This window comes from Pedobacter sp. AC402 (assembly GCF_979252805.1).
Genome location: NZ_CEEDAI010000011.1, coordinates 577,603 through 601,182, shown reverse-complemented (window position 1 = coordinate 601,182; position 23,580 = coordinate 577,603). Strand labels below are relative to the sequence as shown.

Sequence of the window (23,580 nt, the reverse complement as noted above, 5' to 3'; positions counted from 1 at the left end):
AATATTTATTTTAGGTCATCCCGATAAAATTTTATAATGAATCAATCCAGTCATCTCCTAAGTAACGATCAATTAATAGCAGTCTTTAATTTAACGCATACCGCAACTGCAGTTCATGTTGGTGAAGATGCCGTTATCCAGGCGGCAAATGATGCGATGCTTAGAATTTGGGGGAAAGATAGAAGTGTGATCGGAAAATCGCTTGAAGATGCCCTGCCTGAATTAAAAGGGCAGCCTTTTATTGATATGTTTAAGAAAGTATGGTTGGAAGGCCTTGTTATTGCCGGAAAAGATACTGCTGCCGACATTGTAATTGATGGTGAGCTGAAAACCTTTTATTTTGATTTTGAGTACCGCGCAATAAAAAACGATGAAGGTAAAATCATCTGCATTTTACATACCGCAATTGATGTAACCGAACGTGTACTTAAGAAAGAAGCTATAGAAAGAGAAAACGAAAAAGCGGAAGCCTTAGAACGCGAACAGGCCCTTAATGAAGAACTTGCCGCCACAGTAGAAGAACTTGCTGCCACCAATGAAGAGCTGGTATCTACTAATGAGGAACTGCAGCAAACACAAGAAAGTTTGCATGTTTTAAACAATGAACTTGAACTAAGAGTGGTTGAACGTTTTAACCAACTTTCGGAAAGTGAAAAACGTTTTAAAACAATGGCCGAGGGAACCGATATTTTTATTGCTGTTGGCGATGAAAATGGAAGTGCCGTTTATTTTAACAAGCCCTGGACAACATTAACCGGCCGATCGATGAATGATCTCCTTAATTTTGGCTGGGCAGATCTGATCCATCCGGAAGACCGCGATAACTATTTAAATATTTACCTTACTGCATTATCGGACAAAAAACCATTTTCAGGTGAATTTAGAATTTTGACCAAAAAAGGCGATTACCGATGGCTGTTGGCGAGCGGCCCTCCCCGCTTTCATGCTGATGGATCATTCGCTGGTTACATTAGTTCGTGTGTTGATATTACCGAAAGAAAACTCATCGAAATAGAACGCCTTAATTTAAATAAACTCATCGAAGCCAGTTCCGAATTTATTGCATTGTCTGGCTTAGACATGTACATACAATATTTAAATGCTGTGGCTTTAATAAAATTAGGCTGGACAAATTTTGCCAATAGAACCATTTTGGATTGTGTTTTCCCTGCAGACAGACCTGCCGCAGAAAAACTTTTACCTGGTATTTTGGAAAATATTAATTTCAGACAGGAAATCCGCTTCTGGAATGAAAAAACAGGCAACCCTTTTTGGATTGAATGGAATGGTTTCACCATTAAGAATGATAAAACCGACCAAATAATCGCCATAGCATCGGTTAGTCCGGATATTACCGAGAGAAAACTCTACCAGGAAGAGCTTCAGGACATTAACATGGAAATGGCAGCAGCAAATGAGGAGTTGGCCACAACCAATGAGGAGCTTGCGCAAACACATGAAGACCTGATTCAATACACCAAAAAATTAGCAGATAGTGAAGAAAAATTACTTCAGGCTATAGATACAGGTAGAATGGGCACCTGGAGTATAGACCCTAAAACATTAGAAGTTACCCTATCGGGCTTTGTAAAAAACTTACTTGGCTTACCGATGAACGAGCCTGCTAAAATGGAAACAATCATGAGTGTAATTAACCCGGATTATCATGATATGTTGAATACTGCTTTAAGCAATGCATTAAAAAACCATTCATCAAGTGATACCGAATACCCAATAAAAAATTTAGTTACCGGTGAAGATAAATGGGTTAGGTCTACCGGAAGGGTTTTCGAAGATCAGCATGGCAATGCGATAGAATACTCAGGTCTTTTTATTGATATTACTGAGCAGAAACTGGACGAACTTCGTAAAAATGATTTCATTGGAATGGTGAGTCATGAATTAAAAACACCTTTAACAGCCATTAACGGTTTTGTGCAGGTGTTGCAGCGCAAGGCTAAGAAAGACGAAGATAATTATGAAATCATTGCTTTAGACAAGGCCCATAGCCAGATCCGTAAAATGACGACCATGATTAATGGTTTTTTAAACGTATCCCGCCTGGAATCTGGAAAACTGTTAATCGAAAAAACAGATTTTAGCTTAGATCAGTTATTGAAAGAAACCATTGAAGAAACTTATATCTCGCAGTCATCACACGAAATTATATTGCACCCCACCTGTAATGTAAGTATTAATGCCGATCGGGATAAAATTGGCAACGTAATTTCGAACCTGATCAGTAACGGCTTAAAATATTCGGATAATGGAACGCGCATCGAAGTAAACTGTAAATTGCACGATAAGGAGGTCGAAATCCAGATCAAAGATGAAGGTATAGGGATAAATCAAGCAGACATAGATAAACTTTTCGAACGTTATTATCGGGTTAAGGGCAACCATACCATTTCTGGATTTGGTATAGGGCTATATTTAAGTGCCGAAATTATAGAAAGACATGGTGGCCGGATATGGGCAGAAAGTGAAGAAGGAAAGGGCTCTGTTTTTCATTTCACTTTACCTTTGAGTTAAATTTTGTTGTGGTTTTTACCGCAAAGCACACAACGTTTTTCACAAAGTTCGCTAAGTTTTTTAGAGAAAAACAGTCATTCTTGCGCAGGCGGAATTTTAATGATTATTTCTGTATTTATTCTTTTAGCACATTACCCATTCAAGCTGGCCATGAAGGTAAGTTTTTAGTTTAACTTCGCTGAGCCCTAATCTATCTTTAAACCATCCAACAGGGCATCATCAACCAAATTTGGCAGCGTAATTTTTAAAGTGTCCGTCCGCTCCATTTCTCGTTCAATAGCAAAGCGGGCTTCTTTATTACGTGCCCAACTTCTTCTGGCAATGCCATTATTTACATCATAAAAAAGCATATTCTTCAATTTTTCAGCGGCTTGTTCGCTTCCATCAAGCACCATTCCAAAACCACCGTTTATAACTTCTCCCCAGCCTACGCCGCCTCCATTGTGGATTGATACCCAGGTTGCCCCCCTGAAACTATCGCCAATAACATTATGAATGGCCATATCGGCTGTAAACCTGCTTCCATCATAAATGTTGCTTGTTTCTCTAAAAGGAGAATCCGTTCCGCTTACGTCGTGATGGTCTCTGCCTAAAATAACCTGAGCCGACAATTGCCCTGTATTGATCGCTTCATTAAACTTAAGCGCAATCTTGGCCCTTCCCTCAGCATCTGCATATAAAATCCGGGCTTTTGAGCCTACCACCAATCTGTTTTCTTTTGCCGCAACAATCCAGTCGATATTGTCTTGTAACTGCTGCTGTATTTCTTGCGGCGCATTCAGCTTAATTTCTTCCATTACTTCTTTCGCTAGGCGATCGGTTAAGTCGAGATCTTTTTCATCACCCGAGGCACAAACCCACCTAAAAGGGCCAAAACCATAATCGAAACATAAAGGGCCTAAAATATCTTCTACATAGGATGGATACTTAAAATCAATCCCATTTAGGGCCATTACATCGGCACCTGCCCTACTGCATTCCAACAGAAAAGCATTTCCATAATCAAAAAAATAAGTTCCTTTGGTATGGTGTTTATTAATGCTTGTAGCTTGCCTTTTTAACGAATTCTGAACATACAATTTAAATTCTTCCGGGGCATTTGCCATCATTACATTTGCTTCTTCAAAACTTAAACCTACCGGGTAATATCCGCCAGAATAAGGATTATGTAGTGAGGTTTGGTCTGAACCAATCGTTATCTCAATATTTTCTTCATCAAATTGTTCCCATACCTCTACTACATTACCGATATAAGCCAGCGATATATTTTCTCCTTTTTCCTGAGCAATCCGTACCCTTTGCACCAGTTCAGCTAAATTATCAATAAGCTCATTTACCCAGCCTTGCTGATGCCTTTTTGCTGCCGCTTTTGGATTTACTTCCGCACATACTGTAATACAACCCACAATGTTGCCAGCTTTGGTTTGTGCACCGCTCATGCCACCCAAACCAGCCGTTAAAAAGATTTTGCCTGCTACATTTCCTCCGTAAAAACCTTTCTTTCGAAAAGCATTCATTAAGGTGATTGCCGTACCATGAACAATGCCCTGAGGCCCAATATACATGTAAGATCCTGCGGTCATTTGTCCGTATTGAGTTACCCCTAAGGCATTAAATTTTTCAAGGTCGGCGGGTGTTGAATAATTTGGCACCATCATGCCATTGGTAACCACTACACGGGGCGCAGCAGTGCTTGATGGAAATAATCCTTGTGGATGGCCGCTATAAATGTTCAGCGTTTGCTGATCGGTCATTGTAGCCAGGTATTGCATGGTTAAAAGATACTGCGCCCAATTCTGAAAAACACTCCCATTACCGCCATAGGTTATTAGCTCTTCGGGGTGCTGCGCAATTGCCGGATCGAGGTTATTCTGAATCATAAGCATAATTGCAGCAGCATGTGGCGTGCAACAAGGATATTCTGTTATTGGCCTTGCATAAATATCATAATCGGGCATAAAACGGTACATGTAAATATGTCCGTAGTTTTCCAGTTCATTTAAAAATTCATAAGCAAGTTCTTTGTGCCACATTTCAGGAAAATAGCGCAATGCATTTTTAATGCTGAGTTTTTTTCCGTCTGCATTTAAAACAGCTCTTCTCACTGGTGCATGGCTAAGTGTTTCATTCCTTTTTTTGTGGGGAGGCAATGTTGAAGGAATTCCTGCCAGTATCTGTGCTTTAAAATCCATATTTTCGCAATTTTAAATTGTTATTTCAATGAAGATTCTAATGCATTGGCAACAGCTACAATTTTGCCTTTTTTTACCATTTCGATAGCATTTTCCATTCGATTGTACATAATCTGATCTTCTTCAAAATGGTCAATTTCAGTCCGCACAAAATCATGTACCGCAGCGAGTATTTTACCAGGTTTTAATGGTTGATGGTAGTCTATAGCTTGTGCAGCACAAAACAATTCGATACCCAATATTTTTTCTACATTTTCGATTACCTGTAAGGCTTTACGCCCGCTAATGGAACCCATGCTCACATGGTCTTCCTGGCCGAGTGAAGTTGGAATACTATCGGCACTGGCCGGGAAACAAAGTCCTTTATTTTCACTTGCCAATGCTGCTGAGGTATATTGAACAATCATAAAACCAGAATTCAAACCAGTTTCTTTCATCAATAATTTCGGCACGCCAGGCGTATTTCCTTCTAGAGAGAGGTAAATTCGCCGATCGCTGATGTTTCCGATTTCTGAGGCCGCTAAGCAGGCATAATCTAACGGCAAGGCGAGCGGCTGACCATGAAAGTTTCCTCCGCTGATGGTTAAATCATCATTAAATATAACGGGGTTATCGGTTACAGAATTGAGTTCGATTTCCAACGCTTCTTTTAAATGCATCCATGCCGTCCGGGAAGCACCATGCACCTGTGGAATACACCTTAACGAATAGGGATCCTGTACTTTGGCGCAACCGGCATGCGATTGCATAATTTCTGAACCCTGCAAAAACTTCCGTATCTGCGCTGCTACCGTAACATTTGCCGGATAAGGCCTTAACTGATGAAGTTGAGCATGAAAAGGTTTTTCTGATCCTTGCAGGCCTTCAATCATCATAGCCGAAATAATATCTGCCGAGGCAAGCACATTTTCTAACCGTTGCACCACTTTAACGGCATGGGCTGCAATAAACTGCGTACCATTAATTAAAGCAAGACCCTCTTTAGGGCCCAATTGCAAAGCCTGTAACCCATGTTCTTTTAAAAGATCAACTGTAGCAATAATTTCATCTCTATAATGAACTTGGCCTAAGCCTATCAAAGGTAAAAACAGGTGTGATAATGGAGCAAGATCGCCAGAGGCACCAACCGAACCTTGCTTGGGCACCAATGGTGTGGCGCCAGTTTCTAAAAACCAGATCATCCGATCGAGCGTTTCCACCCTAATGCCTGAGTAACCCTGCGCTAAGGCCTGTAATTTTAAAACCAGCATCAGTTTCGATATTTCAACATCAATCGGTTCGCCAACACCAACTGCATGGCTTTTTAGAATATTTTCTTGTAATTTACGGGTATCCGCAGCCGAAATCATGGAGGTACATAATGGACCAAAACCTGTATTGATGCCATAAACTGCCTTATCTGAAACAGCAATCCGCTCCACAACTTTGCTACTTTTAAGCACTTTAGAACGTGTAGTTTCACTTAAAACGCCCTTAATTTCTCCATTGCATATGGCCAAAGCCAATTTTGCCGTTAAATGATCTGTTCCGTAATTAAATATCTGTTGCTCGCTCATGCAGGAAAGGTTTTAAACAAAAATAAGCCCTATATTTGATACCTATAAATACCAATTACATCATCATGTAATAACCATGGGTTATCAAATCGAACTTAGACATTTAAAATATTTCCAGGTTTTGGCAGAGGAATTGAAGTTTAGAAAAGCTGCCGATCGCCTTTTTATTTCTCAACCTGGCCTAAGCAGGCAGATTAAACAGATGGAGGAAATTTTTAACGCACCACTGTTCGATCGCAATAAGAAAAAAGTGGAACTTACAGAAGCTGGTATATACCTTAAAAACGAGGTTGATTTTTTGTTCAGCCATCTCGAAAACATTAAAAAACAGGTCAGCAATATTAATGAGGGCAAGCAGGGTGAACTCCGAATTGGTTTTTTAGGCTCGGCGGCACAAAAAATTGTGCCCGAAGTTATTTTTAAGCTAAATAAAGACTTCCCCGAAATAAGAACTAATCTAGATGAAATGCCCAATAAATTACAGGTGGAATTATTGGAAAAAGACATGCTCGATGTGGGTTTTGTGCGGATGCAACAGTTTAAACCGGGCATTTCGAAACACATGATCCATCAGGATACTTTTTCGCTGGTATTACCCAAAAGCCACCCCATGAAAAAGGCAAGTTTTGAAGCGGTAAAAAAATTGGGTAACGAACCTTTTATTTTTTTTTCAAGTGATGACAGTCCGTTTTATTATGATTTAATGATGAGCATTTGCGAAGATCATGGACTTAAACCCAAAACCTACCACAAATCTGTTAATGCGCTCACTATTTACAAACTGGTAGAAGAAGGTTTGGGCATCGCCATTGTGCCTACTGCGCTGCAATATGGCTATCAGGAAAATGTGAAGTTTGTAGAACTTAAACATATCCCACAAAGAACAGAACTGTATATGATCTGGAAAGAATCTAACCGGAACCCGGCATTAAAAAATGTGATTAAATTGTTGTTAGAGGATAAGGTTTAAGTTATAGTAGTTATTCTGACATTATCAACTAAACAGATCCAAATCCTCTCCAAATTGCCTTTTAAGTTCGGAAACAATGTCGTCGATTGTCCATTTCTTCTTGGTATTTACAGTCTTTTTAACCAATTGATATTTTACGTCCAGGTCATCTTTATAGCCAGTTGGAATTATATTGCCCTTTATTGTGATCATAAAACAAAACGGTTGATTTTTCTATATTAATAAACCATTCATCTCCCTGTCCACTTCGTCCAATCATCCAAATTTTATTATATAGCTCCGGATAATTTTTCTCAATATATTTATTTTCATTTAAAGCATTTTCATAGCTAAATATTTCTATATCAGGATAATTTCTAGGCCTTTGTATTTTGATAAAAATTTTAAATATAGAGGATCTGATACTGGCACTTTAATCAGATCCTTGATTTTATTTTTTCTACCCTGAAATTCTTCAAAAATTATGGCTGAATTCTTTTTTTCGAACATAATATTGGATTTTTTGAAATGCTGAAGAACAAAACCTATAAATCCTAATATATAGTACTTATTAATTTTTAATTAGAAACTTTTTTAGTTTAGTATAATAAGTTTATTTTAAAATCAATTTAATACACAAGATAATGAATTTAAAAGTACTTACATTTTATTCTTCTTGAAAATCACCGATGTAACTAAGTCCTAATTTATCATTTATATCAATTTTGAGATCTTGATGGCTTATCAATTCCAACATTAAATTCGTTGTTGAATTAATGGCTAACTTATCTGCTTTTAATATCATTTTCTCTGCAATATTATAATCCTCTACGTGAGTTATTATTATCTCATCAACTTTTTCTTTATTTTCAGTATAGTAGAAGTTAATCTCTTTAATGATCTGTGCATCAACACCTAAAATCTTTGCTATACGCTCTTTGTCCACATCTTTATTTTTTAAAGAATCAAGAACATCAGAAGATATTTCATTTTTTCCTATCCACAAATAGTGTTTGTTTAAATCTGTTTTATCATCAGAAGTTGACAAATTATTGATTTGTCCCAGATAAGTTAATTTTTCTGCCTTTGATGCTGATTCTTGAGTCAAATCAGTATTTTCATAAGCAATCAAAACATTTATACGATCAAGACCTAGTTCCTCACCCAATTTTAAAAACTCTGAACCATCTCCAGGAACATCATTTAATATTGCATGGATACTTTGATGCTTCTGATAATATTTCAGCATAATAAAATCTTCATCATAATTATCAATGCCTATCTCCTTACAAAATTGACACCGCAGGGCTGCACTAGGCTCTTTATCTTCTTCTTCGTTTCCCGTTGGCGGTTCATTATCATAAATATACCATGCTTTAAAATATGGTTCCTGATCAAAATATTTCTCAAAAGATGCTTTTGATTCAAAATTTCCTACCCAAATATGTATTTTCTCAATCACCTATTCAATAATCAGTCTTAAATTTCTCTCTAAAAACTCTTTTCTTAAAAAATCAATTATCTTACTCCGATTTATAATTAAATTATAATCTTTATTTTTCCATTTGAAGGAATTTTCATAAATGACATAGCTTGACAATTCAGGTTTTGGCAAGGGCATCATCGCTTCTCCTAAAACTCTCAATATTTCTCCATCAATATCAATTTCAACACTCCCTCTATCTATTTTTAAAATTTTCATATTCCTATAATTTGATTTTGGCCGAAATTCAAAAGTATTTTTATAGAAATTATAGCTAATCTTTTCTAAACTATTAACAAATAATCCCTAAATTACTATTAGCAATTTATCGATACAATATTTCAACTTTTAAACTATTAACTATAGTTTCTGAATTGTCAAAAAAAGCTTTATAAACCATCGGATAAGTATTTCCCAATAGCTATCTGTTTATTATAGAATAACAACATTCGGGTTATAAATTTCTTTATAATATTTGTCAATTAATGAGATTATTCTATTCCGTTCTCTTCAGGGCTCGATCTTCCTTTCGTCTTCCCAGTTTTTAATTGATTTTGAATAAATAACCCCATTAACAGCGTCAATTTCACATATTAGAGCCTTTTCATTTTCCTGAAAAAACAGGTCTTCCCCTCCCCAAAACTCTTATTCCGTATGAATTCCCTTGATTGTCTTTCAATCTATTTATAGTTGGATTTCCTTTTAACTGTTCTATATAATCGCTCATATTATGTACATTTTATGTGACCCGTCTTACTTTTATCGCCAGATTTTTTTCTTCTAAAAATCGTACCTACGTTTTTATTTTTGAGAAGTTCGGGCTTTTCTATACGCCACCATGTTCTTTCTCCAAAAGGGCCAAATCTTTTCGCTCCTGTTGAAAACACATTAATATCTCCAGATGCACTTTCTGCGAATCTCTTAGACGCAATGTTCCAGACTTCAGCAGCCTGATTACCTGTCAGTCCATTTTTCGGATTAAATAAATCTAGATCATCTAAGATCTTTCCTCCTCTAGTTTGCTCTAATGTTGTCTTTCCGTTGGCTAGCGCCCAATCTTGCGCAGTTTTCATGTTACCACCAGACCAAAAAACAGCACCGTCCTTTGCCGTAGTAAAATCCAAAGAATTGTGAGCCATATCTTTGAGAATGTCAAAGCTGGGTAATCCACTCAATCCAGATGGGTCTACCCACCAATTGCAGTCACGTACATATGCATACAGATTATTACCTCCTTGTAACCCTATCGGATCTTTACATACATACGCCCCAATCTCCGGATCATAATATCTAAAACGGTTGTAATATAATCCCGTCTCTAAATCTTCATATTGGCCCTGATACCTAAAAGGTATGAAATCCTTCGCTCCGCTCAATCTACGGATTTTACCATAAATATCTAGCTCGACTTCCTAAATTTTTTGACCATCTTCATCATAAGCCTGTACAGGTGTACCCAAATAATCGCTTATAATAGAATAATATTGGCCATTAACAATTTTGGCACTTGGTGTAAATTTATTCTGATCGTACACCCAGGTAATTAAATCGTTGCCAAACAGTTATGCTTTCGTAACCGAGCCAGCGATTCTTGCAAACACCTCTGATGCAAGCATAAACTTAGCCCTAAAAGGCACAAGCACCCTCTATGTGGATGCTTGTGCTAAATTATATCCGGAAATCGGATTCTTTATTTGATCATATTTAAGTCAACAAAAGTATCCTAGAGTAGAATGTAACAAATGCATATCTTATATGCATAACACATTCTAAATTGAAGTTCATTCTTAATCAATAAATGTATCATATTCTCTGTAATAATTTATGGCCTTAATAAAGTCTTCCGTTTCCGAATCATTTTTTCTTAGTAATTGATTTTCAACAATTGATTTAAATGTTTCCATTTCCAAGAATGTATCTACATCTAAGTCAACTGCGATCATTGGAAGCCCAGTATCCTCATCTTCATCATATTCCAATGCTTCATCTTCGGTAATGTGGTATATAGTCGTACCAGAGGGATTTTCCTCCCACTTAATTAAATTACAATATAGCCAGGCATCCCAATCTAAATTTTCTCGCTCTTGGATTAAAGTTTCAATACTAGTGTAAGTTTTCATATTTCGTTTTTATGTTATCGTTTATTTGCTTATCGGCAACCTGAATCACCTCCCCATTTATTTCTTCCACCGTAACCTTTGGGATGATAATCAGGAAATCTTGAATTATGATCAACTCTATCTACAAGTTGAAGTAACCCTCCAACTTCTGGATGATGGTGCCAAGTAGTACCAGTAAATGCAGTTCCTTTAAATGCTCCCTTTGGTCCTGGTTTAACGTGATCGAAAATACCCGGATACTTTGTTTCTAATGCATTTTTAAGACTTGGATCATTTTTTAATTTATTATATAACTGCCGATTGCCTTCTTGAAAATGTTTTCTGTCAGACATACGCCACATATCTTTAGAAATATATGATTCGTGATGTACATCATAAACACCTGGATTAGTACTAATTAACCCGAATTTATCCACTTCAATTTGAGTATCTCTCACATAGGAATAAAAATTAAATTGCTGTGAATCAAGGCCTATTGGATCTTTACTGATATATATTCCAGCTTTGCTATCATAATACCTAAATCTATTGTAATATAATCCTGTCTCTACATCCTCATATTGCCCCTGGTAACGGAACGGTACAAATTCCCTATCGCCACTAAGTTTACGTATTTTCCCATAAATATCAAGTTTGCAATCCCACACTTTTTTTCCTGCATCATCATAAGCTTGTACTGGAGTGCCCAAATAATCACTAATAATAGAATAATATTGGCCATTAACGATTTTGGCACTTGGGGTAAATTTATTTTGATCATACACCCAGGTAATTAATTCGTCGCCAAACAGTTATGCTTTCGTAACCGAGCCAACGATTCTTGCGAACACCTTCTGATGCAAGCATAACTTAGCGCTAAAATTATGGGATACTTTCAAACAAAATGAAATGGTTAATTAATCGCTTAGGATTCATTTAATGATAGCCTATAATGAAACAAAATCTATGTTATTACTTCAAGGGATTATAAAAACAAATCAACATCCTCCCCAAACTGAATTTTAAGTTCCGAAACAACTTCTTCTATCGCCCATTTCTTTTTGGTATCTACAGTCTTTTTAACCAATTGATATTTTACGTCTAAATCATCTTTATAACCCGTTGGAATCTGAGGTTCTTTCGCCATCGGGGTTTGAAATAATTCGTGCGTAATCACAGGGATATCAAGCCCTAACTTTTTTCTTACTTTAATGATGTTTATGAGTTCCATAGGAACAAGCCCACTGGCCAAAAACTCTTCAGTTTTGTAATCATCTTGTTTTTCTAAACTCAGGCCTTTTAAATGATATTCGCAAAGTTCATCCCAATAAGTTGTTTCGATTTTCGATAAATCATCCCAATTGTCAATTAACCGCTGATAAATACCATAGCCTGAGCCATATTGCAAAACCGGATCCTTTATAGGATTTTTTCCCAACCATTTTTCGAGTAAGAAATGGATTAGCTGGGTACTTGGATATACTTTTTGGTTTTTATAATCCTTGTTGTTTTTGTATTCATCACGGTTTAAGTATTCCTCCGCCTTTCTCAATAAGATTTCAATCAAATCATTGCGCTCCACATATAAGCTATATTCGAATGCGGCTTTAATGTGGTCGATAAAAGGGTCGTTAATATGTGACATCGTCCAGAAAAGAGCGGTTCTTTCAAAATATTTCCAACAGCTTTCATCTTCCTGGAATAATAGGTTTTTAGCAATGATGTGAGTTGAATACGGTATGCCCTCTAAAACACCATAAACAATATGTGTATGTTTTTTTAAAGTGTCTTTATCTGTAAAATTTTTATACCTCCTTAGAAAGCTATCCTGATCTCTATCGATTTCAATCTTTTCATTATAGTTATAGCGCTTTATTGCTTTTTTTATTAGAGTATTTTTAAATAAAGTCATATTAGTTCCTCGCATCAAGCATTGAAGCTATATTTAACTAAAGAAATTTCTTTAGTTCTAAACTGTAATTAAATTTAAGGTCGGAGATTAAACATAGTTCTTTTACCTTCGGCTCATACGTTATACCTAAGACTTTTGGCTTGATAATTTTCATCAAGATTAAACTAGAAATTAACGACTAAAAACTATATCAATTCTATTTCAACCAATTAAAATACTTCTTTTTTATAGTTATTTTATCCAATAGGGATTATTTTTTAAGTCTAAACATATTCTCAATAATCTTATATACCACTTGACTTAGATTAAATTCAAAAAAGACATCTTTTCCCTCTGCATTTATCGAAACTTTGCCATCCTGAACGGATATATCGTCTACTCTTTTTTTACTGTATTCGGGTTTGTTTCTGATTAAATAGCAATTATTATTTTCGGATATAAGCCTCAATGAATCGATCAGTTGATATTCTTTTGTCTTACTTATGTATAAATGCGTAAGTACATCCTGTTCAAAGTATAGATCTACTTTATCTAAATCATTATCTGGAATAATAGATTCATTTAAATTATTGATGACCTCGAAAGCATATTTACATGTATAGAAATTACTACTTACGGTATAAGCAATTGCTTTGTTTTTATAATTAATATCGAATTCAATTTGCGTTAATGCTTCATTTATTTTAAAATTTTCAATATCTGTTAAACGGGATTCTCCATCTGGATTTATGTCTAACTGAAATTGTTTTTTTTTAAAATTGTAACTAAATTTTACACCTGCATATAAGATCAAATCTTCCATATTTGGGTTATAAAAAAATAACGTGTCTTTTGCTTCTATTTTCTTCATTTAATTATATTTATATTTTTTAAGTATGTCCCATGCCGCATCTGATTTAGATCTAGGATTCCCAGAACCCTTATTTATTCTATCAATTTCAGCTTGAACCCTACCAAAATCATCACTCATAATTTTATAACTATCAACTGTTACATTTCCTTTGGTTACAGGAATGGTCACGCTTTTTGCCCCACCTTCCGTCAATATTCCAAAAACATTTGATCTACATTTTGAACATACCCCAACTGGTTTCACCCCATTATTAAAATTACCTGTAACATCTGAAATAACTACATCCTGTCCATTTAACCAACCTTTGTTAGTGAAATCGTTAAGCCCATTTATCTCTGCATGCCCTGCCGTAGAACTGCTGTAAGTTCCTGTATTATTTCCTGCTGTAATTGTTGCGCTTGCTCCATTCATAAACTCTCCCCATGGCATTAATCCAAAGACGTCTAGCCAAAAATTACTATCTCCAACATAAGCATATAGTCTATTTCCACCTTGTAGTCCGATCGGATCTTTGCTCACATACCCTCCCGTCTCTGGATCATAATACCTAAACCTATTATAATACAATCCTGTTTCTGTATCCTCATATTGCCCCTGATATCTGAACGGAACAAATTCCCTATCGCCTCTAAGATTACGTATTTTTCCATAAATATCAAATTCACAATCCCACACTTTTTTACCGGCATCATCATAAGCTTGTACTGGAGTGCCCAAATAATCGCTGATAATAGAATAATACTGGCCATTAACGATTTTGGCACTTGGTGTAAATTTATTTTGATCGTACACCCAGGTAATTAAATCGTTGCCCAGTGGTTCCGTTTTATCGTAGCTAAGCAATCCATCTTCATTAACCACCAGGTTAGGTCGTTCGCTTAAAGGGTAATTCCATTCGTGGATCAGTAAATTACCATCCCACACATAACGATAGATCAACCCCTCCCGGCCTCCCCCTTTTGGGAGGAGGCCATGAACAATTTTGGCTTTTCTTCTGCCTAAGGCATCGTATTCGAAACTGATGATCTCACCATCTGGATTTTTAACGGCCTTCATCATGCCACTGGCCGCCCAGGCATAAGCCCAGTCGCCCTCTTTCCATTCTGGCAAATCAGGTTCAGCATCTGCCAGGATATCCAGCGCTTCCGCTTTGGGGATTTCAGGATTGGCCATTCCCCAGTTTAATTTTTTACCAAACAAACCATTATCTTCTGGTTCGGCAACTTCTCCTTTGGCCAGGCCGATAATATTACGCTTGCTTTTTTGCACCAGGTTGCCTTTGGCATCATAACGGTAATACCACTGGTCGTCTTTGAAGCAGTTTACCTCCTTTATCGTAACGCCTGTCACTGCGGTCTGCGGTTTTATATAAGTTCCCGGTTTCATCAGGATTTTTATAGATGACTTTGCCATCATCACTGTAACTTGCCGAAGCCAAGCTGCCAAAAGTATCGTACCTGTAATTGATGCTACCCCCTGTAATGCTATTTAAGCAGCTGTTGAGTTTATCGTTCGGTCCCCAGGCATATTGTTTAAAAGCAGTGATGGAACGGCTGGCTTCCACCTTTTGGCTGATTGGATGGCCTTCGTGATCATAATCGAATGTAGCCCTAACCCCACCGCTTAAACTGCGGCTGGTTTCCTGTCCGTTTTTATTAAGGCCAATGGTTGCAGTCCATTCTGCTGATCCGCCACTTTTTGCAGCGATGCCATTCAGATAACCTGTTTCGTCATAATCGTATTTAATATCGACGCCCAATGAACTTTTTAAACTGATCAGGTTCCCAAAAACATCGTATTGATAATTAATCTGGTAGCCATCCTGTATTTCCTGGCTAATCATCCCCAATGGATTGCGCTTAAAATTAACTGAAGAAAGTTCATTTTCTGCGGCAATAAGCAACCCAAGTTTATTGTATTGGAAAGCTTCGTAGGTACCATCTTTGTAGCTGCTATATACCAAACGGCCACTCAGGTCGTAGTTATGGTACACAGCTTTTCCATCGGCCTGTATGGTTTTAATAATCTGCCCATCCTGGTTGCGGATGTATTGTTGCTCCTGGCCATCAAAACCAATTTCTTTCACCACATCATCATTGGCATCCCTTAAAAAAAGATATTCTTCGCCTTTTTCATTGGTAATGGCCTTTAAATTTTCCCATTGATCATAGGTAAAATGAAGGGTCTGGATATTCTGGCTGGAGGATTGGCTGCTTCTTTTTTGTGTTTTTAAGCTGCCCATTGGAGTATAGCTCATGTACCATTCTTCACGGCCATCGGTGGCATAAACCGGAAGATCATAGGCGTCGTATTCGAAACGTAAAGGCTCTTCACCAAAATCTTTTACCAGGATTACGCGCCCCATTTCATCCCGTTCCCAAACCGTAGTTTGATCACCGTCAGGACTGAAACGGATCAAGCGTCCGTAATCATCATAAGTCCAACGACGGCTATTGCCTTCGCTCGAAACCGATTCGATCAGCTGGTTTAAGCTGTTATAAGTCCAATGAACTTCATGGCCATCATTATCGCGGCAAAAAACTGGTAATTTTTGTCCTTCGGTATAATGAAAATCGACTACCCTATTGTCTTTTTGTACATGTTTAAGCAATTGATTCTGCTCGTTATATAACCAGGTTTCATTCAATCCAGCCGGATCACTCCGCAGAATCAGGTTATTGTTTTCATCATATGCATATTGGTATTGCTCGCCATCCGCGGTATGATAAGTTTTAATATTGCCCCGATCATCGTATTCATAGCCGATTACCCTGCCTTCAGGGCTCGAAACCATTTTTTCTTCGTTATAACGATCGTGTTCATACCAGGTTTCGCCACCCATGGCATCCACCTTTTTGTAAACCAAATCGTTTTCATCATAATAATAACGTTCTATTTTACTATCGCGATAGTAAACCTCATTATATCCTTGCTCCGGGAAGTAGCTTATCGATCCGCTCATAAAACCATCTCTACCTTCGGTATGAATTACACGGCCTTCTGCATCGTAAGTCCAGAAATAAACCATATTGTTCCGGTTAGTTCTTTTCACTACATGGTTGTTCTCATCATACTCAAAACTGATGGCTTTGCCCGCCTGATCGTAAACTTTGATCATGTTGCCACGCTGATCGTAATCGTAACTCACCAACAGGTCGCTGGTATTTTTATAGTGATAATAAACTGCGTTAATTGCTGTACCAGATTCATTATGCTTCATTTCGAGCACACGGCCAGAGTTTTCTACAATCCGGGTTAAAAGTTGTTTTTGATAATAAAAGGTAAGCTGACTGCCATTGGTATATTCGATATGGTTTATACGGTAGAAATCTCCATCTGCCCCCCCGCTAAAAAGGGTATACGTGTAAATATCCTGATCAATGGTAAGTACCCAGGTATTTTCATCGGGTCTTTCCATCCAGAGTTTCTGCGCACGATCGTATTGTTTACCTGAATATGCTTCGATATAAGGTAAAGGCATCACCATATTTTCGGTGGGGTGGCTAAAACCTACAATGCCGGCTTCCGGATCTGGATAGATATAAAGGTCATAATTGTTGTAAACATGGTTACCCAGCATGCCCGAATAAGGTTTATCACTGCGCCACACATTGTTCCAGGCCAAAGTTTGACCGCCCGGCAATTCAAAATCGGTCCATTCAAAAAACATAGCTCCTGTAACGAAATTTACAGGCTCCAAACCAAAGTGGCATTTTAGTTTTTTGAGCGGGTTGCCGCCAGCAAACATTTTGCCAAGCATTTTTTTCACGCCTTTTAATGCCGCCTTAGATAAGGCTCCCCCCAATTTTGTAAGCCCTCTCATAATACCAATGGCGGCAAAGCGCATCAAATATTCCTTTAATGTATAATTATGCGGCGCAAAGGTACCACCAACCAAAACAGGTTTACCAGTATTAATTTGTACGTACATACTTAATAAATCGCTGTAAAAAGCGAAATAAGCAAGAGGATTTTTCTTTAATTTACCAGGTACAGTTGGTAGCGGTTTTAATCCCATTGGTGGGCACCAACAAGTTAATACCTGCCCAGGATTAGAACCACTCATTTCAGATCCCTGTCCTTTTACAGTGGTAGAGCCCCAATACACTTCACCCTCATGTGGTGAACCCGGAATATTTACAATGAAATAAACCGGTATAGAACTGATGTGCCTAAAAGGGAGTAAAACCCCCATCACACTTGTAGTCGTGGTAGCTTTATGTCTGCCATGTACAAAAATAGAGCCCCCCATCGGGATACTGGCTGCACCAATTAAACCTTGTGCGAATTTTGGAATAGGAATGTTAAACCGCAGATAATCCATCGGATCGAAAACCATACCGATAAAAGGATGGGGCAACGGTAATGGAATAAAGCCAAATGATGGCGGGATGGGAATGGTTGTCCAGTGAAAATCGATCGCCAGCACCACATCAAAATGTTTACTAACATGCTGTACCGCTGTATTGGCCATTGCGGGTTTTTTGGCTGTTAAAAGCTTTAACGTACTTTTTGCCGCAGGCGGATTACTTCCGGGGGCAACAGCACCACCGCCACCACCAACCGATTTTGGTTCAGCTTTAGTTAAGCTTGCAGATAGGCTTATTGACCTATCGGTAGCCATATTCGGTTTACTTGCTTTAATCTTTTTCATCTGCATTATTTTTGGGTAATATCATCACCGAACATCCTTAGGATAATGGATTGGAATGGTTCTTTGGCACTTCTGCCATCGATTTCCAGTCTTCTCCGTAATCCTGCTGCATCTCCAGATCTAATTTTTTACCTTCTGGACTTTCCTCCCCATATTTTTTTAACATGATCGATGCGGTATAAGCCATCGAACTTTGTCGCCGTTTTTCTATCGGCATCTTTTTTGCAATTTCTAAACACTTTAAGTAATAGGCCATTGCTTTGCCAGATCCTGATATTTTGCCATCAGAAAGTTGACCAAGCAAACGGGTACATTCCATAGCTATAAAATCATTCTCGATAATCTCTGCAATTTTAATCGCCTTTTCGAAGTACTTTTTAGCTTCATCTTTACTTGCATGTGCCAGGAGAAAGCTACCAAAGCTCATGTGAATGTGAGCACTTAATAGCGAGTTTTCTCCGGTGCGAGCCAAGGCCATTTCATATTGCTGACGTGCTTCTGTTTTCTTACTTTTTACGGCTAAACTCTGTGCCAACATAATCCTTGCAGCAACAACAGCCTCTTGTAATCCCTGTTTTTGGGCAATTACAATGGCACGTTCCAAAACTGCATTGGCCTGCTCGTGTTTACCTTTACTTAAATAATTACTGGCAATCAATATTTGTTGCTGGTAATCGGCTTCAGGATCATTTTTTTCGCGGTTGGTATGTGCTGCGGCATTCTGCATCAACTGGCTCACATCGATATTAATCCTAAACTCGGTTCCTTGTTTTAATTTTTTTAAAGTACGGTGTGTATGGTGCTCTGTATAAACCAGCTTAATATTTTGATTTTTTATGGCTTTAACACAGTTACACCATTCATTAATCCATTCAGAAAGACCAGTAACATCATTAATGCTTGTTGGTGCCAGCTGAACATATATTTTTTTCAACTTTAAATCAGGATAGAGATTGCAGAGCTGTTCTAAAGCGAGAACAGGCACATAAGCGTCTGTTTTATAAATTTTTGCGTTTACACTCATATCCACATCCCAAACGATCCCTTTCCCAGTATCTTTCTGCCATAAATCAAAAATCTCTTTCCACTCTTTAACCAAATTTTTACCGTAATCATATACATTTTGAAATTCCTGGTAATGGAGCAGGAACATGTCATCGGTCCGGCTTTCTTCCGTTAATTGGTATTTGAAATAAGCTTCAAATAAATTTACCTCGTGCCGTTCACCTAAACAAAGAAACAAGGTTTCTGATGGATGTTGTCTTACTACTTGTTGCCATTGTTTATCTATTTTAAATAGTTCGAGTTGTATCGGATTCATTGGAGCTTAAGTCGGCATTAATTTAGGTTAATCGTTCCACTACTGATATTTGTTTCACTTTCGCCACCTACGTTAATCTTTTTCGAAGCAAGGTTAGCTTCCGTTTCTCCACTCATCGAAAGTGTTTTTGTGCCAATATCAAGTGTTTGCGATTCTATACCAATTCCAGAAGTTGGTGTTCCATCCTCAGGGCCCACACCTATACCAATACTCACCGAAGCGGAATTCCCAATGTTTTCTCCCAATGTTAAAATATCCTTGCCTTTTATGATAATTTTCCCAGTTTTATCCATAAAAATGCTGCTCTCCCCACATTTAATAAGGATGGATTCTTTGGTTTCAAAAACCGCTTTTCCTGCCCCGTCGAGTTCGATAAAATTGCTGTCTTTATCACGCATAACCATACCCGCACCATCATCCATAGTTAAAGTATGTCCGCTTTTAGAAGTCAAGCTTTTGCTGTTATTGCTAGAACTACCACCACTACCACTTTTGCCATGAAATACAGAGCCCAGTACTATTGGCCTTGCAATATTTCCCTCTTCAAAAGTTAAGGCAACCTGGTCGCCAATCTCAGGAATAAATACAAAGCCTCTGTTCTTGCTTACTTTATCACTGCTGCCAGCATCGGGCGTAATAACCCGCAGCCATTCGGTTACATCATTGGTTTTACATTCCCATTTAAATTTTACTTTAATACGCCCTTGTCCTTGTGGGTCGGCATTGTCAATTACATCAGCCAGTTGCATATCCGGATTGGGTTTCTTATAATTTTTAACAGCTAACCGCTCCGTTGTAGCAACCACTCCTTCGAAAGTATTGAAATATTTACCTGTTCCATCAATATCATGATTGATGCTGGTAATCAAAAACTTACCCAGGCTTTCAGTAGAAAAAGATAGTTCTTTTCTGAGGCTCATTGTAATTTCTGCAATACTTCCTATCCCTAAGGCAGCATTATCACCACTTGCATTTACTTTTAAAAGGTTACTGATGTGTGCTTTTTCTTCGTTTTGCACATGACTTTTAATATCATTGCTATTATCTACACGTATAAGTGCTGGCTGATTAAATGTTTTACTGTACATGGCATTAGATACCTGTATGGCGTGTGCTAAATCTGGCGATCCATTGCTTGCACCACTGCTTTCGCTCTGCAACATTTCATCCTGTTTAGGATTATAGGCAAAACGTTTATTTTTAATCGGTGCAATTTCCATGGCATATTGTAGGTTTTGTACATCTCTGCCATAAACCAGGGCAACCTCCTTCTGATCATCGGGTTTGCCAAAATTCAATTGTTTACCATCATAATAAAACCATTCATGGTATTCGCCTGAAAGCCTGTTCAGGAAGTCGAAATCACTTTCACGGTATTGGATCAGGTAATCAATTGGCTCTTTTCTGGCTGCATTCGCCACAATTTTAATATCGTTTGATGGTACGTCTGAAGTAGCAAGGTTTACAATAGCATTCAGATCTTTATCCAGATAGGAACCAAGATCCGGACCACGGTCGATCAGAATTGTCGGACTATATCCACTCACAATCAGCACGCCATGGTAACCATGACTTTGTGCCAGTTCTACTTTAGTTACCAGGCCGGCAAAATCCTGTAAACTGCCTGGGTCATAGCCGAAGGAAGCGGTAAGGGTTTTACCTACAAAATCACGACTTTCATTTAAATTAATCAAACCAGGCGCACCCAACTGGTCGTGGTTAAAACGTAGCTCGAAATAATGATGTTCGTTGAAAGACTGTTGCAGGCTGAAAGAAGAAAAATGTGTAATTTCTTTACCTTCTATATTAATTTCTACTAGGAGTTTCTTTTCCATAATATTCTATCTTTAGCAAATCCACAAATAAATTCCGCTGGTTCTTGGGTCTAAAAAATAATCTTGATATAAACATTTCTGACCATCCCAGAGGGTGAAATGACCTGTTGCATCGCTAAATTGTGTTTTAAAGCAGATGATGCCCGCTACACCACTTATTTTATCTTGGAATGCCCTTAATTGAGTTACTGGGATAAATTTGTCTCTAACTGCTTTTTCTACCTTTAAATCAGGTTTTTTATATTTGTGGTTTAGGTAGTCGAAAAATTCGCTTACCCGGAAACAATAATGCTTGTGATCAGCTCCTGCAATTGTTTCGAACTTTTTTGTATATGGATACCGCTTGGGTATGGCATGAACTTTTGCCTTTTCCTGAACCAGTAAATCCTGCTTTGTGGAATATTTCCAACTCGGTGTATTCAGAGTGAAGGTTTTGTTGTTAATACCCAGATAATTAAATGCCTTGCTCATCCGCACCACACAGGTATTGGTAATGTAGGCCGCATTAACGGCACCGCCAATTGTTGCTTTTACCAGCTCGCTACTTGTTGCAGGATAATTTACTCTTAAATCTGTAAAACTTGGCAAAGAAAGTGGCATGTTACTTTTTAGTTAAGAGTGAATCAAGATATTTGGTACTTCTAAATGATGCATTTTCCAATGCGAAATAAAATACATCCTTATTTTTTGAAGATAAAAGAGATGATTTGTTCTTTTTAAGAAAAACAATCAGCGTATCATTTGGATATTTTACATATTTTAAATCACTCATTGCCATATATTTCAGGCTATCCATAGATTTTAGATTTCCTTTAAATGACTTAATTATATTGGCACTAAAAACCTTTTCAGCATTATAAATGGAATCAACCCGGGTAACATTAATAAGCAATATATATGGAGCTTGCTTTTTAAGGCCGAAGACCATTTCTGTAGGTGGATTTTGATTTATTTCGCTTTCCGACTGCTTACTGGTACTGACCGAAGTCAATGAATCTTTACTAATGGCAAGGGATAACACGTGCTGCTTGTTGTGATTTTGATTGCACGCGGCAAAACCCAAAGCCAAAATGGACCATAATAAAATATGTGCATATCTGTTTGTTGGCTTCAGTTTAATTTTATTGAATTTAAATGCAAATACATCTGCCATGAGGAAGGTATTTAAATGTTTAACTCAATCCTGTTCCATCTGATAAAGAAAAGGGTAAAACCCAGGCATTAGATGACTATCTTTTGCCTGGGCATTTGAAAAAAAAATTAGGCTTTAGGCCAATCGTTTTCGTGTTCTGCATTGCCTAGTTTTAGCTTACGTGCAGAAACCACAAAACTTAAAGTCATCGGGGTATTGTCGTTTACCGCAATACCTTCGTTATATTGAATGATGTAACCATCTTCGAAAGACAGTTCTTTCATTTTTGCATCTTCTTCGCCTTTTTTGAAAACCAATGTTCCAGAAAGTGGCTTATATTGGTTGTTAACCATTGATTCGATTACTGAAGTATCTTCTGTAGATTCGATTTCGATATTAATGGTTCCACCATAAACACCTGATGATGGACGGCCTTTTGCGTCAACATCTCTATTTAATGAAAAGCTGCACTGTAGTACATCAAATTCTTTTGATCCTAAATTTAATCGGGTTTTGAATGCCATTGTAGTAAGTTTTAATGTTTTGAAAATGAATGAATTTGCGGTGAGCGGTTGGCACTTAGCGTATGGCGGTAGGCGTTTTATTTACCTTACACCCTAAACCTTACACCTTCAACCTCCCCCTAGGCTTTTGGCCAATCGTTAAGGTGATCGGCGTTGCCTAATTTAAGCTTTCTTGCTGAAATCTGGAATTTGAGCGTCATCGGGTGATCCCCAATAATGTTGATCCCTTCGGAATACTTAACAATGTAGCCATCTTCGAAGTTAACTTCTTTCATCTTGGCATCTTCTTCCGATTTTTTGATCAAAAGTGTTCCTGTAATAGGTTTGTACTGGTTGTTTACCATCGCCTCGATAATTGAGGTGTCTTCGGTTGATTCGATCTCAATGTCGATGGTACCGCCGTAAACTCCGGAAGAAGGTCTTCCTTTAGCATCTACATCACGGTTTAATGCATAGGCACAATGAAGCACATCGTACTCCTTGCCTGAAAAGTTTAATCTAGCTTTGAAAGCCATAGTTTTAAAATTTAAAGGTTAAA

General features: G+C 37.7%; 21 protein-coding genes. 2 read left to right on the top strand and 19 right to left on the bottom strand.

Going from position 1 to position 23,580, the window contains the following annotated elements:
- Positions 1-36: 36 nt before the first annotated feature.
- Positions 37-2,532 (top strand): PAS domain S-box protein, encoded by a 2,496-nt coding sequence (locus tag AC0IWE_RS21560; RefSeq protein ID WP_471794675.1) that lies wholly within the window; start codon positions 37-39, stop codon positions 2,530-2,532.
- Between the two features lie 185 nt (positions 2,533-2,717).
- Here AC0IWE_RS21560 and AC0IWE_RS21555 read toward each other — a convergent pair whose 3' ends face one another.
- Both AC0IWE_RS21555 and hutH read right to left on the bottom strand, forming a co-directional pair.
- Positions 2,718-4,724 carry a urocanate hydratase gene (locus AC0IWE_RS21555; protein WP_471794674.1) on the bottom strand — a complete coding sequence of 669 codons (2,007 nt, stop codon included), beginning with the start codon at positions 4,722-4,724 and terminating at the stop codon, positions 2,718-2,720.
- A 20-nt stretch (positions 4,725-4,744) separates the two neighbouring features.
- Positions 4,745-6,280: a histidine ammonia-lyase gene (gene hutH, locus AC0IWE_RS21550; RefSeq protein ID WP_471794673.1), complete on the bottom strand. Its 1,536-nt coding sequence runs from the start codon at positions 6,278-6,280 to the stop codon at positions 4,745-4,747.
- Between the two features lie 76 nt (positions 6,281-6,356).
- On the opposite strand from hutH, the gene AC0IWE_RS21545 reads away from it, so the two are divergent.
- Positions 6,357-7,250 (top strand): LysR family transcriptional regulator, encoded by an 894-nt coding sequence (locus AC0IWE_RS21545; protein WP_471794672.1) that lies wholly within the window; start codon positions 6,357-6,359, stop codon positions 7,248-7,250.
- A gap of 24 nt (positions 7,251-7,274) precedes the next feature.
- On the opposite strand, the gene AC0IWE_RS21540 is transcribed toward AC0IWE_RS21545, so the two are convergent.
- From AC0IWE_RS21540 to tssD (AC0IWE_RS21460), 17 genes are all read right to left on the bottom strand, one after another.
- Entirely contained in the window at positions 7,275-7,442 is a 168-nt protein-coding gene (locus AC0IWE_RS21540; protein WP_471794671.1) for a hypothetical protein, read from the bottom strand.
- A gap of 454 nt (positions 7,443-7,896) precedes the next feature.
- The gene (locus AC0IWE_RS21535; protein WP_471794670.1) at positions 7,897-8,691 is read right to left on the bottom strand and encodes an immunity 22 family protein; all 795 of its coding nucleotides are present in this window, start codon (positions 8,689-8,691) and stop codon (positions 7,897-7,899) included.
- Positions 8,692-8,931: a hypothetical protein gene (locus tag AC0IWE_RS21530; RefSeq protein ID WP_463492229.1), complete on the bottom strand. Its 240-nt coding sequence runs from the start codon at positions 8,929-8,931 to the stop codon at positions 8,692-8,694.
- A 509-nt stretch (positions 8,932-9,440) separates the two neighbouring features.
- Positions 9,441-10,097: an RHS repeat-associated core domain-containing protein gene (locus AC0IWE_RS21525; RefSeq protein WP_471794809.1), complete on the bottom strand. Its 657-nt coding sequence runs from the start codon at positions 10,095-10,097 to the stop codon at positions 9,441-9,443.
- A gap of 27 nt (positions 10,098-10,124) precedes the next feature.
- Entirely contained in the window at positions 10,125-10,247 is a 123-nt protein-coding gene (locus AC0IWE_RS21520; protein WP_471794669.1) for a hypothetical protein, read from the bottom strand.
- 252 nt (positions 10,248-10,499) lie between these two features.
- The gene (locus AC0IWE_RS21515) at positions 10,500-10,832 is read right to left on the bottom strand and encodes a DUF7716 domain-containing protein (RefSeq protein ID WP_055912091.1); all 333 of its coding nucleotides are present in this window, start codon (positions 10,830-10,832) and stop codon (positions 10,500-10,502) included.
- Between the two features lie 29 nt (positions 10,833-10,861).
- Positions 10,862-11,605 (bottom strand): RHS repeat-associated core domain-containing protein, encoded by a 744-nt coding sequence (locus AC0IWE_RS21510; RefSeq protein ID WP_471794808.1) that lies wholly within the window; start codon positions 11,603-11,605, stop codon positions 10,862-10,864.
- Positions 11,606-11,796: 191 nt separating this feature from the next.
- Positions 11,797-12,723 carry a hypothetical protein gene (locus tag AC0IWE_RS21505; RefSeq protein ID WP_471794668.1) on the bottom strand — a complete coding sequence of 309 codons (927 nt, stop codon included), beginning with the start codon at positions 12,721-12,723 and terminating at the stop codon, positions 11,797-11,799.
- Between the two features lie 250 nt (positions 12,724-12,973).
- A complete protein-coding gene (locus AC0IWE_RS21500; protein WP_471794667.1) occupies positions 12,974-13,573 on the bottom strand; it encodes a DUF8184 family protein in 600 nt (199 codons plus the stop codon).
- Positions 13,574-14,926, bottom strand: coding sequence for an RHS repeat domain-containing protein (locus AC0IWE_RS21495; protein ID WP_471794666.1), 1,353 nt, complete (start codon positions 14,924-14,926; stop codon positions 13,574-13,576). It abuts the gene before it with no gap.
- Positions 14,862-18,230 carry a DUF6531 domain-containing protein gene (locus AC0IWE_RS21490; RefSeq protein WP_471794665.1) on the bottom strand — a complete coding sequence of 1,123 codons (3,369 nt, stop codon included), beginning with the start codon at positions 18,228-18,230 and terminating at the stop codon, positions 14,862-14,864. Before AC0IWE_RS21490 ends, AC0IWE_RS21495 begins: the two co-directional genes overlap by 65 nt.
- Positions 18,231-18,267: 37 nt before the next feature.
- A complete protein-coding gene (locus tag AC0IWE_RS21485) occupies positions 18,268-19,551 on the bottom strand; it encodes a hypothetical protein (protein ID WP_471794664.1) in 1,284 nt (427 codons plus the stop codon).
- Positions 19,552-19,568: 17 nt separating this feature from the next.
- The gene (locus AC0IWE_RS21480) at positions 19,569-21,386 is read right to left on the bottom strand and encodes a type VI secretion system Vgr family protein (protein WP_471794663.1); all 1,818 of its coding nucleotides are present in this window, start codon (positions 21,384-21,386) and stop codon (positions 19,569-19,571) included.
- Between the two features lie 12 nt (positions 21,387-21,398).
- Positions 21,399-21,986 carry a T6SS effector amidase Tae4 family protein gene (locus AC0IWE_RS21475; RefSeq protein ID WP_471794662.1) on the bottom strand — a complete coding sequence of 196 codons (588 nt, stop codon included), beginning with the start codon at positions 21,984-21,986 and terminating at the stop codon, positions 21,399-21,401.
- 1 nt (position 21,987) lies between these two features.
- Complete coding sequence (locus AC0IWE_RS21470; protein ID WP_471794661.1) at positions 21,988-22,539, bottom strand: hypothetical protein; 552 nt, start codon at positions 22,537-22,539, stop codon at positions 21,988-21,990.
- Positions 22,540-22,646: 107 nt separating this feature from the next.
- The gene (gene tssD / locus AC0IWE_RS21465) at positions 22,647-23,042 is read right to left on the bottom strand and encodes a type VI secretion system tube protein TssD (RefSeq protein WP_090496864.1); all 396 of its coding nucleotides are present in this window, start codon (positions 23,040-23,042) and stop codon (positions 22,647-22,649) included.
- Between the two features lie 119 nt (positions 23,043-23,161).
- On the bottom strand, positions 23,162-23,557 hold the full coding sequence (gene tssD / locus AC0IWE_RS21460) for a type VI secretion system tube protein TssD (RefSeq protein WP_471794660.1): 396 nt from the start codon (positions 23,555-23,557) through the stop codon (positions 23,162-23,164).
- Positions 23,558-23,580 lie beyond the last annotated feature (23 nt).